Genomic DNA, 15,541 nt, shown 5'->3' on the forward strand with positions numbered 1-15,541 from the left:
TCTGGTGGGGTGCCTGTCATACTATTCTATGGTGGGCTGTCAAAATTTCTTGGCAAGGTCCAGAATTATGAAAATATATTTGAATTAATACTCAGGAAATAATTTTTAAACTAATATTGTATTTGTAATTCTGTAAATATTTCGAAATATAAATAAGCTCATATGAAATATTTCCAATTTGGATTTTATTTATATTATGTATTAATTGTGCGTTAATAAATATAAACCATGTCCATATCGGAAAATCAAATAAAATAGCTTGCTTTAATGCCAAATTAACAAGAATCTTTCTTGCTGAAGACTTGTGTGTGGGGCAGCCTCCTTACCCAAAGTCCTATGGGACTGATGCTAAAGTTCTAGAGGGGTGGAGGGGGTCTATGCTTTCGAAGTACAGGATATCGGCCAAGATATTTGCGGTCGTCGGTTTTCTCAGCGCGGTTTCGGTGATCATTGCGATCGTCGGCCTCAACGGCACCAACCGTATGGAGGAGATGGCAACCCAGTCCAATCAGGCGGCACGGGCCATGCTGTTGAGCGCGCAGCTCAACCGCTTCGTGGTGATGATGAACCGGGCGGAATATGCCATCGCCGCCAATCCGGCCGAAGCGGCACAGATCGAAGCCGATCTGGATGAGGTCATCCAGGGCGCCATGCGCAATTTCAGCCAGTTGGATGGCCTGGTCGATGATCAGCAGGCCCGCCTTCTGGAGCGGGTGCGTCAGACCTATGCCACCTATGAGAGGGAACTGAACGGCACCATCGATGTGGCCAAGGCGGCGGGGGACGTGACGCTGACCCAGGCCCAGCAGACCATCTATAACGAAGTGGTCAAGAGCCGCGGCGTCGCGGACCGGTTGCGTCAGGAGATGACGTCACTGGTCGAATACACGACCGAAAAGTCGGACCGCATCGCCGCCGATGCGACGCGGACGGGCAATGTCGTGGGCTGGTCGCTGCTGATCGTGGCGGCGCTGGGCATCCTGATCGGTGCTGCCGGCGCGTGGTTCATCTCCAATTTCGGCGTGGTGAAGCCGCTGACCGCGGCCGTGCAGTGCCTGCGGCGTCTGGCCAATGGCGAACTGGGGCTGGAGATCGTCGGCCGTGGCCGTGGTGATGAAATCGGCGACATCGCGGATGCCATGCTGGTCTTTCAGGACAACGCCGTCCAGCGGCAGAAGCTGTTGAAGGAGCAGGAGCAGGAACAGCAGCAGCGTCTGGCCCGCGCCGCGGAAGTGCAGCGCCTGGTGGAGGAGTTCGAGGGCAAGATGGCGGAAGTGGTGGATGTCATCGCATCGGCCACGACGGAACTGGAAGCCACGGCCAACACCATGTCCAGCACGGCGGAGGAGACGGAGAAGCAGTCCGGCGCCGTGGCGGCGGCCTCTGAACAGGCCACGGCCAATGTCCAGACCATGGCATCGGCAACGGAGGAACTGTCGGCCACGGTGCAGGAGGTGACGCGGCAGATGCATCAGGCCCGCGCCATCGCCGACGATGCGGCGCGCGAGGCGGCCAGCAGCCGGTCGGAAGTGGAATTGCTGGAAACGGCGGGTGAGCGCATCGGCGGGGTCATCGCCATGATCCAGGATGTGGCAGGCCAGACCAACCTGCTGGCCCTGAACGCCACCATCGAGGCGGCCCGCGCCGGGGAGGCCGGCAAGGGCTTTGCCGTCGTAGCCAGCGAGGTGAAGCAGCTCGCCAACCAGACGGCCCGCGCCACCGAGGACATCCGGTCGGAGGTGGAGGCCATGCGGGCGTCCATCAAGGCTGCGTCGGCCAAGATCGGCCATGTCGCGGCCGTCGTGGAGAAGCTGAACGGCGTGGCGGCCAGCGTGGCCAGCGCCGCCGAGCAGCAGGCGGCAGCCACGGCCGAGATCGGGCGCAATGCAACCGAAGCGGCGCGTGGCACGCAGGAGGTTTCCGGCACCATCAACGGTGTGCGCGAGGCGGCCGGCACCACGGCGGCCGCGGCCAGCCAGGTCCTGTCCTCCGCCGGGGAACTGGCGCACAAGTCGGTCGAACTGCGCGACGGCGTCGCGCGCTTCATCGAAGGGGTGCGCGCAGCCTGATTGCCGGGGGCGTCTAAGCAGGTTCCTCCAGATCGGGCCACACATGGCCCGGCCCGGAGGAACCTGCCAACTCCATGGTTTGCAGATTTTCCGAGCCCGCCCATCTGTGGGCGGCGTTCGGAAAATCTGCTTAGAGCAAAGGGGGTGGCAGGGGGATGGACCCTTGCCACCCCTTTGCCGTTTTGGCTGGCGCCTTCCGGCCGGCCCCGCTAAGCAGGATCAAGGTGTCATACTATTTTGCGATGATCAGAACCAATTGGTTCTGATCATCGCCCGCAATCGCCGGCGCCAACATTCGTTGGCTTGGCGACGCCGCACGATCGGCGCGCCGGCAGTCGCCGGCGGACCAGCTTGCGATGAGTTCTACGCATCGCAAGTCGGTGTCAGGCACAGGGAGGACAGGGTATGCGGACAGTGCGGTGGCCGATGGCCGGCTTGGTATTTCTGGGTATGGCCCTTACCCTTTCGGCCTGCGGCGGTGGTGGTGGGGGCAAGCCGGACCGGCCATTGCCCGGCATCCGCTATGTGCCCGTCAGCCCGCTGGGGGAACCACTGGGTCCGCCAGGTGCCGATCCCGCCCCCTATCGTCAGGCCATGCGCGAATGGTTCGCTCGCACCGACAAGGACGGGGACGGCAAGCTGTCCCTGGCCGAGATACAGGCGGAGGCCGACCGTGTCTTCCCGCTTTATGATCTGAACGGGGATGGCCAGATCACCTCGGCGGAACTGACCAGCTATCGCGTTTCGACCCCGTTCCATGCCTTGCCGGCCGACACGGGGCGCCGCCTGCGCCCCGGCCGGATCGACATGACCCCGGACGAAGCGGCCAGCCTGACGCGCGAAGGCAAAGGCCGGCCGCAATATCGTATGGGGATCGATCCCGTCATGGCGGCCGACACCAATGCCGATTTCCGCGTGACGCGGGAGGAATTGCGGGCCGAAGCCGCGCGGCGCCTGTCCATGATGGACAGGAACGATGACGGTGCCATCACCCTGGCGGAATTCATGGAACATGCGGAAGGTCCGATGCGGGCCTGGGCTGTCCAATAGAGGTAGTCCCCTCACGCTGGCACCCGCCTTGCTTGGGGGCCCCTATCCATTGGTATAGGGAGCTGCCATGACCGAATTCGGCCTGTTCATCGTTCGTCCCCCGCAGGGGGTGGCCACGGTTGCCGCCATCCATCCGTCCCGGGCGGAGGATGCGCGCATTACCCTGAAGCGGCTGCGGGGCAGCGGTTTCCACGTCACCGCCCTGTCCAAGGCCGATGTGCCGTCCCTGGAACCGGAAGGCGCGCGGATACAGTTGCAAGGGCTGGTCAATGGCATGTTTGAACAGGCGCCTTACCGGCCGGCTGTCTCCATCGTCTGGTAATATACCGGGACTCCAACAGAGTCCCGGTATATAACGTCAGGCGTTTTGCAGGTGCATTGCGAAATGCAATGGCCGTGACCAGCCAAGTCTTGCATGTTCGATAAAGCGGGCCAGGGCGGCCGTCATCACGCCATCGCGGCGGTGGATCAACTGGGTCGGCGCCACGGCCCAGGGGGCGGGAGCCTCGTGGATGGCCAGGGCCGGCCGCAGCGGTGACCGGTCCACGGCGGCCAGGGGCAGCAGTGACAGGCCGATGCCAGCCGCGACCCCGCCGATGATGCCTTCCAATGTGCCGAATTCCTGCAAACGGGCGTGGCGGACCCCCATACCGGCCAGAAGGCTTTCCAGCCGTTCGCGATAGGCGCAGCCGCGCCGGAAGCACAGGGCGGCCGGCGCCGGCCGGGCCAGCGCCTCTTCCCACGCCACGCCGGCTGCCGTGACAAGCACCATATGTTCCGTGCCGATATCGGCCGCCACCAGGTCCGGATGATCGATGGGGCCCCCCACCAGGGCGGCATCCAGGCGGAAGGCCAGAACCTCGTCCACCAGCGGTCCCGTGCCGCCTGTGCGCAGGCTCAATTCCACATCGGGGAAGGCCGCGTGATAAGCGGCCAGCACGGGCGGCAGCCGGCAGGCCGCCGTCGTTTCCATGCTGCCGATGGCCAGACGGCCCGCGGGCCGGCCGGGGTTCATCAGGTCGTGCAGGCTGGCACGCGCTGCGCGCAGGGCCGCCGTCACCTGCCGCGCATGGGGCAGCAGCCTTTCTCCCGCGCGTGTCGGCACCACACCGCGCCCGTTGCGATGGAACAGGGGTACGCCCAGTCCCGCCTCCAGCGCGCGGATGCGGGCAGTGACGTTGGACTGCACGCAATTCAGCCGGCGCGCGGCAGCGGTTATGCCGCCTTCTTCCACCACGGCCAGGAAGAAGGCCAGATCGGTGCTGTTCATCAGGCTTCCATCACCAATATCGATATCAAATATCCTTTCATTTCATTTTTCATGATGTCAATCCCGTGTCACCGTCCAACCCTGCATCTTGGCAGCCGAAGGGGTTGGGAATGGCGGGACCGTGGAGGCTGGCCCTGGCGGGACTGGCGGGGACGTTGCTGGGCGTCGGTCTGGGGCGTTTCGCCTATACCCCGCTGCTGCCGGCGCTGGTGGGCGAGGGGTGGGTGGATGCCACCGGCGGCGCCCTGCTGGGGGCAGCCAACCTGACCGGCTATCTGCTGGGTGCCGTCACGGCGGCGCGGCTGGGCCGGGCCTGGGGGGCGGTGCCCGTGCTGCGGGCCGCCATGCTGGCGGTCGCCCTGTCGCTGCTGGCCTGCGCCTGGGATGGCGGCATGGCGTGGCTGGGATTCTGGCGTCTGGTGGCCGGGGTTGCGGGTGCCGTGCTGATGATCCTGGCTGCACCGGCGCTGATGGCATATGTGCCGGCCGGTGACCGGCCGCTGGTGGCCGGCATCGTCTTTTCCGGTCTGGGTGTCGGCGTGATGATCAGCGGCACGCTGCTGCCCTGGCTGGCGGGGTTCGGTGTCGCCACCGCCTGGGCCGGGCTGGGGCTCCTTTCGCTGCTGGTCACGGCCCTGGCCTGGCGGCGCTGGCCCACCGGGGCACCTGCCCCGGCGGCGGCGATGGCCGCGCCGCGATCCTCCTGGCCGCTCTGGCTGTTCATGGCGGCCTATGCCACCGACGGCATGGGGTTCGTGCCGCACACGCTGTTCCTGTCGGACTATGTGGCCCGCGGTCTGGGCCAGGGCGTGGCGGCCGGCGGCGCCTACTGGTTCGTCTTCGGCCTGGGGGCCCTGGCGGGACCGCTGCTGGTATCGCGGCTGGCCGGGATCATCGGCTTTCCCCGCGCGCTGACCCTGGCGCTGGGCGTCAAGGCCCTGGCCGTGGCCCTGCCGCTGCTATCCTCCACCCTGCTGCCGCTGGGCCTGTCGGCCTTCCTGGTCGGGGCATTGACGCCCGGCTGTGTGGCCCTGGCCTCGGGCGTTGCCGGCCTGCTGGCCGGACCGGCGGGCCATACGGCGGCCTGGGGGCGGATGACGGCCCTGTTCGCCGCGATGCAGGCGGGTGGCGGCTATGCCCTGTCCGCCCTGTTCGCGGCGACGGGCCTGCATGCGCCGTTGTTCCTGGCCGGTGCCATCGTGCTGGCGCTGGGCATGCTGGCCGGCCTGTCCGGCCTCTGGCTGATGAAAAGGATGCCGCCATGAAGCTGTATGTCGCCCGCACCTCTCCCTATGCCCGCAAAATCCAGGTGCTGATCCATGAAAAGGATGCGGCCGGCCTGGTTCAGGTGCTGCCCGTGGACCCCTGGACCGATCCGGCCGCCCTGCACGCGGCCGTGCCGGCGGGCAAGGTGCCGGCCCTGGTCACCGGGGATGGCTGGAGCCTGGGTGAAAGCTGGGCCATCGCCGATTACCTGGATGCGGTGCTGCCGGGCCGCCGCCTGCTGCCGGCTGAGGGGGCGGGGCGCTGGCGCGGGCTGCGCCTGTCCGCCCTGGCCCAGGGGATGACGGATGCCGCCTTCGCCGCCGTCATTGAAGGGCGCCGGCCGGAAGGGGAGCGGTCTCCCGGCTGGGTGGCCCGACAGATGGCCGCCATCACCCGCAGCCTGCCCGCGCTGGAGGCCGCCGTGCCCGACCTGCGGGCCGACGGGTTCGGCCTGGGGGGATTGTCGGTCGCCGTGGCATTGGACTATCTGGATTTCCGGCATGCCGGGCTGGACTGGCGCGGGGATTGTCCGGCGCTGGCCGTCTGGTTCGCGCAGAATATCGGCCGGTCCTCGCTATGCGCGACGGACCCGCGCTGATCGTCTATCCTGCAGGCGCTGCGAAAGACGTATGGAAGGCAAAAGGCATGGTCCGCCGTTTCGTGGCCGCTCTGGCCTTGCTGGCCCTGTCCCTGCCGGTTCAGGGCGGGGCGGGTGCGGATATTGAGACGCTGTCCTGGCTGTCGGGCCAATGGCTGCGCGTGGATGGCGACAAGCGGTGGGAAGAGCATTACATGCGCCCGGCCGGCGGGGTTATCGTGGGTATGAGCCGTAGCGTGCGGCCCGGCCGGCCGCCCTCGGTGGAGTTCATCCGCATCGCCCCGGGCGCGGACGGGCGTCTGACCTATCACGCCCATCCGCTGGGCCAGGCGCCGGCTGGCTTCCCCCTGGTGGAGCAGGGGCCGGGACTGGCCGTGTTCGCCAACCCGGCCCATGACTTCCCGCAAAGGATCACTTACCGCCTGATGGGGGATGAACTGACTGCCACGATCGAGGGGCCGGACGGTGATGCCGGCATGCGGCGGGCAAGCTGGACATGGCGCCGGGCCGGTCCCGCGCCCTGACCGGGCCGGCCCGCCATTCGCGGTACGGCATTTACGTCAATTTCGGTTCCGGCCGGAGACGGAGGGGAAATTAAGGCGTAGGCTCGATCCAACAATACCAAACGGAGGAGCCGCACCATGTCTCGCCTGTTTGCCGTCTTGTTGCTTGCCCTGTGCGTGGCCGCACCCGCCCAGGCCCGTGGCGAAGATCCGCTGAAATCGCTTTCCTGGCTGTCGGGCCAATGGATCGGCCGCGACGGGGTTGCCCGGGCCGAGGAACATTTCATGAAGCCTGCCGGCGGTGTCATGCTGGGCATGCGGCGCAGCCTGTCGACCAGCCGCCCGGCCGATACCGAGTTCATCCGCATCGTCGCGGAACCCGATGGGCGCATCGTCTATTATGCGCAACCGCTGGGCAATCCGCACATCGTCGGTTTCACGCTGGTGGAGTCGGGGGACAACATGGTCGTGTTCGCCAACCCCGACCATCATTATCCCCAGCGGATCGTCTATAACCGCTATGGCCGCAATGTGGTCGCGGCGATGGAGGGGCCGGACGGCAAGGGCGGCGTGCGCCGCTATCGCTGGACCTGGCGGCTGGCTGGCGACGCGCCATAAAACCGGCTTGCGATAAGTGTAACGCATCGCAAGCCGGTACGGTGGCGACGGCCACAGCACCGCTCGCGCGGCGTAGCCAAGCCAACGAATGTTGGCGCCGGCGATCGAGGGCGGTGATCAGAACCAGTAGGTTCTGATCACCGCAAAATAGCATAAGGGGCCGGCTTCACGCGGTGTCTCACCGCCAGGCCCCGATCAGTTCCACCTCTTCCCCGCCCAGCCCGCGCTTGAAGGCGGTGACGCCGGGTGCGGTGTCGGGCAGCAGGCCACCCAGGTCGAACCAGTGCCGGCCCTGGTCCCGCAGTTCCTGCACGGCCCGCCAGAGCAGCAGGTTATGCGCCCGCGTCTGCCGGCCCAGCGCATCGCTCCACCCGATCTGGTAGGTGGCGGCCCGGCCATGGCCCAGCACGAGGATGCCAGCGACGGGCACTCCGTCCTTCAGTGCGCGGATCAGCAGGATGTCGCCATCCTTGTACATGCCCGTTCGCATGCGGATGACCAGCTTCGCCGATGGCCCGTGATAGCCCTTGGCCGCCTTGTCGGCCTGATATTGTTCCAGCAGCCAGGGCAGTTGCTGGCGGCCGTCGCGATCGACCTCCACCACCAGCCCGGCGCGCGCGGCCTGATTCAGGGCATTGCGCCATTTCTGGGCCAGTCCGGCGCGCAATTCGGCCTCCGTCCGCCGCAGGTCCAGCCATATGGTACGGTAGCCGGGGGCGCGGTCGCGGCGGAAGCCGGCCCAGCGCATCATGGCCGCTCCTTCGTCCCCCGCGGGCCATTCCGGCACCACGGCGGTCCAGTTCAGCGGCCCGCTGGGATATTCCTGGCGGATATGCTTCATCACCATGGCGAAGACGGCGGGCCGGCGCGCTTCCGGCCTTAGCAGGGGCCCCCGGTGCAGCCGTGCGATGCGCACCAGCCGGAACAGCCGGCGTTCGCTCATCACCACCAGCCCGATGGCACGGTCCTCCAACTCGATGATGCCCAGCCGGGGGCGCCAGCCTTCCACCGTCAGCATGGCCTGATTGTAGCCGAAGGCCTGCGTCAGGCTGCTTTGTCCGCATTCGGCCAGCAGTCCCGCCCATTCCGACAGGCGGCCCACGTCCCAGACGATGCGGAGGTTGGGCGGGCTTTCGGGCTGGGTCATCGCGCGGGTTGCAAGTTGCGGCGGGGAAGGCGAGAGTGCCCGTCTTCCCGTCCCCCTGTCGAGAGATCATGCGTCAGGCCCCCCCGACCCCGCCCTGGTGGCATCCCGACCATTTCCATAAACGGCGCCCGCATCTGGCGGTGCGCCAGACGGTGATGCGATGCCTGCGCCGCTGGTTCGAGGATGAGGGCTTCGACGAGGTGGAGACGCCGGCCCTGCAGGTCTCACCGGGGCTGGAGGTGCATCTGATGGCCTTCGCCACCGAACTGGTGGGGCCGCATCCCGACGATCGCCGCCGGCTTTACCTGCACACCAGCCCTGAATTCACCATGAAGAAGCTGTTGGCGGCGGGGGTGCCGAAGCTGTTCCAGCTCTCCCATGTCTATCGCAATGGCGAGCGGTCGGGCACGCACCATCCGGAATTCGCCATGCTGGAATGGTACAGGGCCGGTGCCGGCTATCGCGACCTGATGGCAGATTGCATCGCCCTGGTGCGGGCGGCCTGCACGGCGGCGGGGCGGGATCTGCTGCGCTTCCGGGGGACCCGGTGCGATCCGTTTGCCGAATGGCGCGTGCTGAGCGTTCAGGATGCCTTTCTGCACTATGCCGGGATCGACCTGCTGGCCACGGCACCCGATCCGCTGCACCCGGATCGTGACCGGCTGGCAGCCGAGGTGAAGCGGATCGGCATCCGGGTGGCCGACACCGATACGTGGGAGGATCTGTTCTTTCGGGTCAGCCTGGACCGGGTCGAACCGCATCTGGGCATGGATGTGCCCACCTTCCTTTGCGACTATCCGGTTTCAATGGCAGCCCTGGCCCGGCCCAAACCGGATGATCCCCGCGTGGCCGAACGGTTCGAGCTTTATGGCTGCGGCGTCGAACTGGCCAATGCGTTCGGGGAATTGACCGATCCCGTGTTGCAGCGGGCCCGGTTCGAGGCGGACATGGCCGAGAAGGAAAGGCTTTACGGGGAACGATACCCCATCGATTCGGAGTTCCTGGCCGCCCTGGCTTTGATGCCGGACAGCGCCGGCATCGCCCTGGGGTTCGACCGGCTGGCCATGATCATTGCGGGAGCCGACAGCATCGATGATGTGCTGTGGGCCCCCGTGGCGCCGGCATGAAAAGGGGACGGCCGCCACGGCGCTGATGCGCCGTGAAGCCAAACCGCGGATGCGGTGCCGGCGTTTGAGAAACTGAAAGGCGAGAGCGTGTTTCCGCTGAGCGGAAATACGCTCCAGGCCCGGTGATCGGCGGCGATCACCGGGACACGGTCTTGGACCCTGCCGGTCAGTTCACGACACTGACGGCGCGGCGGTTCTGCTGCCAGACATCGGCGGTGGAGCCGACGACGGCGGGGCGTTCCTTGCCGAAGCTGATGGTTTCCAGCCTGTTGGCGTCGATGCCGGCCGCAATCAGATAGCGGCGGACCGAATCGGCACGGCGCTGGCCCAGGGCCAGATTATATTCGCGCGTGCCGCGCTCGTCGCAATGACCCTCGATTGTCAGGGTCACGGCCGGGTAGGTGCGCATCCACTGTGCCTGCTGGTCCAGGGTCGATGCCGCCTCGGGCGACACTTCATGCTGGTCACTGCCGAAGAAGATGCGGTCGCCGATCTGCGCCAGTTGCTGCTGCGGTGACAGGTTGGAAAGGTCGGAACGATCGACCCCGCCGGCCCCCGCCGTGGTGCCGGTGTCGGCGCCTGGAAACGGGGTGGTATAGCCGCCGCCGCTGGTCGCGGCCTGTTCACGGTCGCTGACGGAGCTGCAGGCCGCCAGCAGCATCGTCGGCGCCAGCAGCAGAAGGTTGAAGCGTTTCATGGCTGATCTCTCATTCCCAGAAGTTTTCTGCCGGCCGGGCCGACGTCCCCACATCATCCAAGCGCGCGATTGCGGCGGCACTTGGACCAAAGCCGGGCCTGTCTTGGGCATGGCCAATGACACGGAACCACGAACCGGGAAACGCGCATCCGTCCCCGGCCGCAAGCACCGGCCGCAAGGGCACGCGCGCACCATGGCATGGATGGCCGATGCGAAGGGGGGCTGATCAGGCGTGGCCGATATCCGCGGACAGCATGGACAGGCTGATGCCCAGCCCGGCCAGGGCCCGTTCCCATTTCCGGTCCAGATCGGCGTCGAACAGGATGGACCGGTCGGCAGGGGCATGCAGCCAGCCATTCGCCTGCATTTCCTGATCCAACTGTCCCGGCCCCCAGCCGGCATAGCCGAGCGCCAGGATGGCCTGTTCCGGTCCCTGGCCCTCCGCCACGGCGCGCAGGATTTCCACGGTCGCCGTCAGCATGACACCGTCGCTGACGGGCATGCTGCCCTCGCGGTTGTAATCATCGCTGTGCAGGACGAAGCCCCGCCCCAATTCGACAGGGCCGCCGAAATGCACCCGCAATTCCCGGGCGGGTTCGGTCACGTCGATATCCAACTGATGGAGAAGTTGCGTGAAGCCGATGCCGTCGAACAGCTTGTTGACCACCAGCCCCATGGCCCCGTCGGCATTGTGCGCACAGATGTAGATCACGGATTTCTCGAACCGCGGGTCGGGCATCTGCGGCATCGCGATCAGCAATTGCCCGGTCAGGGAGGTGAGTGACTTCTTGTCGGACTGCGGCATGGGCTTTCGGCATGGCTGTCGGATCAGGTGTGACTGATCATAGCAGCCGGGTGCGGCCGGGGCATGGCGGAATTTGGGCACGCGCCGTTTTCCTTGTCCGCGCCACGGCGCTGGCCTAGAAACGGTGCCATAGTTCCATCCACTTCCCCCGATCGGAGGATAACCAGATGAGCGTTAAGGTTGGCGACCGCATTCCGTCGGTCACCCTGAAGCACCTGACCGAGTCCGGCATGCAGGAGGTCAGCACCGATGATCTCTTCAAGGGCAAGAAGGTCGTGCTGTTCTCCGTTCCCGGCGCCTTCACCCCGACCTGCTCTGCCAAGCACCTGCCGGGCTTCGTGGAAAATGCAGAGGCCTTCAAGGCCAAGGGCGTGGAAGATATCGTCTGCCTGGCCGTGAACGACCCGTTCGTCATGCAGGCCTGGGGCAAGGCCAACAATGTGACCGGCAAGGTCACGATGCTGCCCGATGGCAATGGGTCCCTGACCAAGGCGCTGGGGCTGGAAATGGATGGCACGGCCTATAATCTCGGTCATCGCGGCCAGCGCTTCGCCCTGGTGGCCGAAGATGGGGTGATCACCAAGCTGGAAGTTGAGAAGCCGGGGGCGTTCGAGGTGTCCAGCGCCGAATATGTGCTGAAGGGCCTGTAAACCCGGCCCGCCTGCTGGCCGGCCCCGGGGGTTCAGCCCTGTCCGGCCAGAAGGCTTTCCGCCGCTGCGCGTGCGGCCGGCGTGATTTCCGCGCCGGCCAGCATGCGGGCCACCTCCTCCAGCCGTTCGGCAGGGGAAAGGGGCACGACCTCGGTCGCCGTGCGGCCGGCCGTCACCTTCTTGCGTACATTCCAGTGATGGGCACCGCGGGCCGCCACCTGGGGGCTGTGCGTGACGACCAGCACCTGCAGGTCGTGCCGTCCCAGCCGGGCCAGCCGCTCGCCGATGGCGTCCGCCACGGCCCCGCCCACGCCGGTATCCACCTCGTCAAACACCAGGGTCGGCACGGTGCCCACCTGGGCCAGCACCACCTTCAGCGCAAGCATGAAGCGGGCCAGTTCGCCGCCCGATGCGATCTTGGCCAGCGGGCCCGGCGGTGTGCCGGGATTTGTGGCCACCTGGAAGGCGATGTCGTCGATGCCCGCCGCACTCCATCCTTCCTCGCCCACCGGTTCCACCTTGGTGGCGAAGCGGGCCTTTTCCAGGCGCAGCGGCTTCAACTCCGCCGCGACGGCCTGATCCAGCTTCGACGCGGCCCGGGCCCGTGCCGCCGACAGGGTGCGGGCCGCCTCCAGATAGGTCGCCTTGGCGGATGCGGCCTGGTCGGCCAGTTTCTGCAAAAGGTCGCCCTGGTCTTCGATCAGGTTCAGCTTGGCGGCCATGCTGGCCCGCAGGGCGACCAGACCGTCCACGTCCGTGCCATGCTTGCGGGCCGCAGCCCGCAGTGCGAACAGCCTTTCCTCGATCTTGTCCAGATTGCCGCCGTCGCTGTCCATGTCGGCGGCGAAACCCTGCAGGGCGCGCGATGCCTCCCCCACCTCGTCGGCGGCCTGGTCCAGCACGGCGATCACGGCATCCAGCTTGCCGCCCGCCTTGTCGGCAATGCGCGACAGGGTGCGCAGGGCACCGGCCAGGGCCCGTTCGGCCCCGCGCTCGCCCGACAGTTCGGTGGAAGCCTGGGTGATGCTTTCGATCAGCTTCTCGCGATGCTGAAGGACGACGCGCTGTTCGGCCAGGCCCTTCTCCTCGCCTTCTTCCGGGGAAAGCTGGTCCAGCTCCTCCACCGCATGGCGGAGATATTCCTCCTCCGCGCGGGCGCGGGCCGCGTCCTCGGCGGCGGTCAGGCGGGCCTGTTCCACCTGCCGCCAGGCGCGCCAGGCGGCGGCGACCTTCTGTCCCTGCGTCGAAAGCTGGGCGTAATCATCCAGCAGGTCACGGTGGGTGCGCGGGTCCAGCAGGCCATGGGTATCGAACTGCCCATGCACCTCGACCAGCGTCTCCCCCAGGCGGCGCAGCAGCGTGACACCCACGGGCTGATCATTGACGAAACAGCGCGACCGTCCGTCGGCCGTCAGCGTGCGGCGGATGACCAGCGTGTCCTCCACCTCCAGTTCCTGCTCACGCAGGATGGTAAAGGCGGGATGGTCGCGGCGGGCACCCAGGTCGAACTCGGCGGTGACGCCGGCCTGTTCGCTGCCATGGCGGACAAGCGAACTGTCGCCGCGTGCGCCCAGCGCAAGCCCCAGCGCATCCAGAAGGATCGACTTGCCGGCCCCCGTCTCCCCCGTCAGCACGCAAAGCCCGGACTGGAACGCCAGCGTCAGGCGTTCGATCAGGACGACGTCGCGGATCGAGAGGGTGACGAGCATGCCGGCGCCTGACGCGAGGGAAGGGGGATCACAGAACCCAGTCGATGGCCCGCTGGAACAGGGACGGCCGCTCGCCCCGCTCGGCGCGGTTCATCAGGGCATAGGTATATTGATACCAGACGGTGCCGGGGTAGTTGTGCCCCAGCAGTGCTGCGTTCACCTGCGCCTCTTCCCGGATGCCCAGTGCCAGATAGGCCTCCACCAGCCGGTGCAGCGCTTCCGGCACATGGCTGGTGCCCTGGAATTCGTCCACGACGCGGCGGAAGCGCTTGATGGCGCCCATATACTCGCCAGTGTTGAGATAGAAGCGGCCCACTTCCATGTCCTTGCCGGCCAGATGATCATTTGTCAGGTCGATCTTCAGGCGGGCATCCCGGGCATAGGGGCTGGCCGGGAAGCGGCGGACCACCTCCTGCAGGTTCTGCAGGGCCTCATAGGTCGTGCTCTGGTCGCGGCGCACGTCGGAAATGCGTTCATAATTGCACAGGGCCTTCAGATAGAAGGCATAGGCCGCGTTACGGTTGCCCGGATGCAGGGCGATGAACCGGTCCAGCGTCGTGATGGCATCATCATAGCGCACCGCCTGGTAATGGGCGTAGGCCGACATCAACTGCGCCCGCACGGCCCACTGGCTGTAGGGGTGCTGGCGCTCCACCTCGTCGAACAGCAGGGCTGCCTTGGTGAAGTTGCGGTTGTCGATGGCGTTGGCGGCCTCGGTGTAGATCTGTTCCACGGGCCGCTCGACATAGGGCAACTCCTCCTTCTGGCCGGAACAGGCCGCAAGAAGCAGGAAGGCCGCCGGCGCGAGAACGCGGGCAACGGAACGAAGGCGGAGCGGACGGTCGGTGCGAAGCATCGGCAGGAACAACCAGGCAGCAGCTAGAACGCGGGATGCCTTATAGCACGCACGGGACGGCGTGCGCCAAGCGGCAAACGTCGTGTCCGGGTGCGCAATGGCGCTTTTCGTGGAAGCTAGGGGCCAATCCTGGCCGAACCATGGCAGCCCGGATGCGCAAAGAAAAAGAGGTGCGGCCCCGTGCGGACCGCACCTCCCCCTCTTGCATATGCATTGCAACTGCCATCAGGCCACGGCGGCGCGGTCTTCCCAGACCGGCGCGTCTTCCAGGCGCCAGGCCTGCTCGTCGGCGAACATGGCGCGCAGCAGGGCATTGTTCATGGCATGGCCCGGCCGCGTACCCTGGAAATGCCCCAGAATCTGATGGCCGGCCAGATACAGGTCGCCCACGGCGTCCAGGATCTTGTGGCGGATGAACTCATCGGCATGGCGCAGCCCGCCGGGGTTCAGCACGCGGTCACCCTCGATCACGATGGCATTGTCCAGCGACCCGCCCAGCCCCAGGCCGGCCTTGCGCATGGCCTCGACCTCGTGCGCGAAGCCGAAGGTGCGGCAATCGGCCACTTCCGCCTTGAAGGCGCCATCGGTCAGCCGCAGGAAACCTTCCTGCCGGCGGATCAGGGCCGTGTTGTCATAGATGATCTCGGCCCGGAAGGTGGAAACCGGCGACGGGCTCAGGCTGACGATCTTGTCGCCATCCTGCACCCGCACATCCTTCAGCACGCGGATCAGCCGGCGCGGCTGGTCCTGCACCTTGATGCCGGCGCATTCGATCAGGAAAATGAACGGGGCGGAGCTGCCATCCATGATGGGCAGTTCGGGGCCGCTCACCTCGACCACGGCATTGTCGATGCCGCAGCCGCGCAGGGCGGCCATCAGATGTTCCACCGTGCCGATCTGGGTGCCCTGCGCATTGGTCAGCAGGGTGCAGAGCCGCGTATCGGTCACCAGATCCCAACGGGCCGGGATGACGGCGCGGTCACGCGGCACGTCGGTACGGATGAAGACGATGCCATGGTCGGCCGGAGCCGGCCGAAGGGCCAGATGGACACGCCGCCCGGAATGAAGGCCGGTGCCGGCGCAATGGATGTTCGAATTCAGCGTCTGTTGCCAGGACATGGGCTTGTCCCTTTCTCACTTCGTCAGTATGCGCCCCCTGACACGGAACAACAAGGC

Annotated in this window: 16 protein-coding genes; 9 read left to right on the top strand and 7 right to left on the bottom strand. The window is 66.3% G+C overall.

Going from position 1 to position 15,541, the window contains the following annotated elements; translation table 11 throughout:
• The first annotated feature begins 377 nt into the window (after window positions 1-377).
• From ABC728_RS18520 to ABC728_RS18530, 3 genes are all read left to right on the top strand, one after another.
• Window positions 378-2,069 (top strand): methyl-accepting chemotaxis protein, encoded by a 1,692-nt coding sequence (locus ABC728_RS18520; RefSeq protein ID WP_416618311.1) that lies wholly within the window; start codon window positions 378-380, stop codon window positions 2,067-2,069.
• Window positions 2,070-2,519: 450 nt separating this feature from the next.
• Window positions 2,520-3,119: an EF-hand domain-containing protein gene (locus ABC728_RS18525; RefSeq protein ID WP_416618312.1), complete on the top strand. Its 600-nt coding sequence runs from the start codon at window positions 2,520-2,522 to the stop codon at window positions 3,117-3,119.
• Window positions 3,120-3,186: 67 nt separating this feature from the next.
• Window positions 3,187-3,441 (top strand): hypothetical protein, encoded by a 255-nt coding sequence (locus ABC728_RS18530; protein ID WP_416618313.1) that lies wholly within the window; start codon window positions 3,187-3,189, stop codon window positions 3,439-3,441.
• 36 nt (window positions 3,442-3,477) lie between these two features.
• Here ABC728_RS18530 and ABC728_RS18535 read toward each other — a convergent pair whose 3' ends face one another.
• Window positions 3,478-4,389: a LysR family transcriptional regulator gene (locus tag ABC728_RS18535; protein ID WP_416618314.1), complete on the bottom strand. Its 912-nt coding sequence runs from the start codon at window positions 4,387-4,389 to the stop codon at window positions 3,478-3,480.
• A gap of 110 nt (window positions 4,390-4,499) precedes the next feature.
• Here ABC728_RS18535 and ABC728_RS18540 point away from each other — a divergent pair, with 110 nt between their 5' ends.
• From ABC728_RS18540 to ABC728_RS18555, 4 genes are all read left to right on the top strand, one after another.
• Window positions 4,500-5,654, top strand: coding sequence for a YbfB/YjiJ family MFS transporter (locus ABC728_RS18540; protein ID WP_416618315.1), 1,155 nt, complete (start codon window positions 4,500-4,502; stop codon window positions 5,652-5,654).
• Window positions 5,651-6,253, top strand: a complete 603-nt coding sequence (locus tag ABC728_RS18545) for a glutathione S-transferase N-terminal domain-containing protein (RefSeq protein ID WP_416618316.1) — start codon at window positions 5,651-5,653, stop codon at window positions 6,251-6,253. Before ABC728_RS18540 ends, ABC728_RS18545 begins: the two co-directional genes overlap by 4 nt.
• A 47-nt stretch (window positions 6,254-6,300) precedes the next feature.
• Entirely contained in the window at window positions 6,301-6,777 is a 477-nt protein-coding gene (locus ABC728_RS18550) for a DUF6265 family protein (RefSeq protein ID WP_416618317.1), read from the top strand.
• Window positions 6,778-6,894: 117 nt separating this feature from the next.
• Window positions 6,895-7,374: a DUF6265 family protein gene (locus ABC728_RS18555; RefSeq protein WP_416618318.1), complete on the top strand. Its 480-nt coding sequence runs from the start codon at window positions 6,895-6,897 to the stop codon at window positions 7,372-7,374.
• A gap of 178 nt (window positions 7,375-7,552) precedes the next feature.
• Here the strand turns inward: ABC728_RS18555 and ABC728_RS18560 are convergent, their stop codons facing one another.
• Window positions 7,553-8,521: a lipid II:glycine glycyltransferase FemX gene (locus tag ABC728_RS18560; protein WP_416618319.1), complete on the bottom strand. Its 969-nt coding sequence runs from the start codon at window positions 8,519-8,521 to the stop codon at window positions 7,553-7,555.
• Between the two features lie 68 nt (window positions 8,522-8,589).
• Here ABC728_RS18560 and epmA point away from each other — a divergent pair, with 68 nt between their 5' ends.
• Window positions 8,590-9,648, top strand: a complete 1,059-nt coding sequence (gene epmA / locus ABC728_RS18565; protein WP_416618320.1) for an EF-P lysine aminoacylase EpmA — start codon at window positions 8,590-8,592, stop codon at window positions 9,646-9,648.
• A gap of 166 nt (window positions 9,649-9,814) precedes the next feature.
• On the opposite strand, the gene pal is transcribed toward epmA, so the two are convergent.
• Together pal and ABC728_RS18575 are read right to left on the bottom strand one after the other, a co-directional pair.
• A complete protein-coding gene (pal, locus tag ABC728_RS18570; RefSeq protein WP_416618321.1) occupies window positions 9,815-10,345 on the bottom strand; it encodes a peptidoglycan-associated lipoprotein Pal in 531 nt (176 codons plus the stop codon).
• A gap of 226 nt (window positions 10,346-10,571) precedes the next feature.
• Complete coding sequence (locus ABC728_RS18575; RefSeq protein ID WP_445376642.1) at window positions 10,572-11,150, bottom strand: YqgE/AlgH family protein; 579 nt, start codon at window positions 11,148-11,150, stop codon at window positions 10,572-10,574.
• A 167-nt stretch (window positions 11,151-11,317) separates the two neighbouring features.
• On the opposite strand from ABC728_RS18575, the gene ABC728_RS18580 reads away from it, so the two are divergent.
• Window positions 11,318-11,800 carry a peroxiredoxin gene (locus ABC728_RS18580; protein ID WP_416618323.1) on the top strand — a complete coding sequence of 161 codons (483 nt, stop codon included), beginning with the start codon at window positions 11,318-11,320 and terminating at the stop codon, window positions 11,798-11,800.
• A 32-nt stretch (window positions 11,801-11,832) separates the two neighbouring features.
• On the opposite strand, the gene recN is transcribed toward ABC728_RS18580, so the two are convergent.
• The 3 genes from recN to lpxC form a co-directional block, all read right to left on the bottom strand.
• Entirely contained in the window at window positions 11,833-13,509 is a 1,677-nt protein-coding gene (recN, locus tag ABC728_RS18585) for a DNA repair protein RecN (RefSeq protein ID WP_416618324.1), read from the bottom strand.
• A gap of 28 nt (window positions 13,510-13,537) precedes the next feature.
• Window positions 13,538-14,365, bottom strand: coding sequence for an outer membrane protein assembly factor BamD (locus ABC728_RS18590; RefSeq protein WP_416618325.1), 828 nt, complete (start codon window positions 14,363-14,365; stop codon window positions 13,538-13,540).
• 225 nt (window positions 14,366-14,590) lie between these two features.
• Window positions 14,591-15,484: a UDP-3-O-acyl-N-acetylglucosamine deacetylase gene (gene lpxC, locus ABC728_RS18595; RefSeq protein WP_416618326.1), complete on the bottom strand. Its 894-nt coding sequence runs from the start codon at window positions 15,482-15,484 to the stop codon at window positions 14,591-14,593.
• Window positions 15,485-15,541 lie beyond the last annotated feature (57 nt).

This window comes from Niveispirillum fermenti, assembly GCF_052474395.1.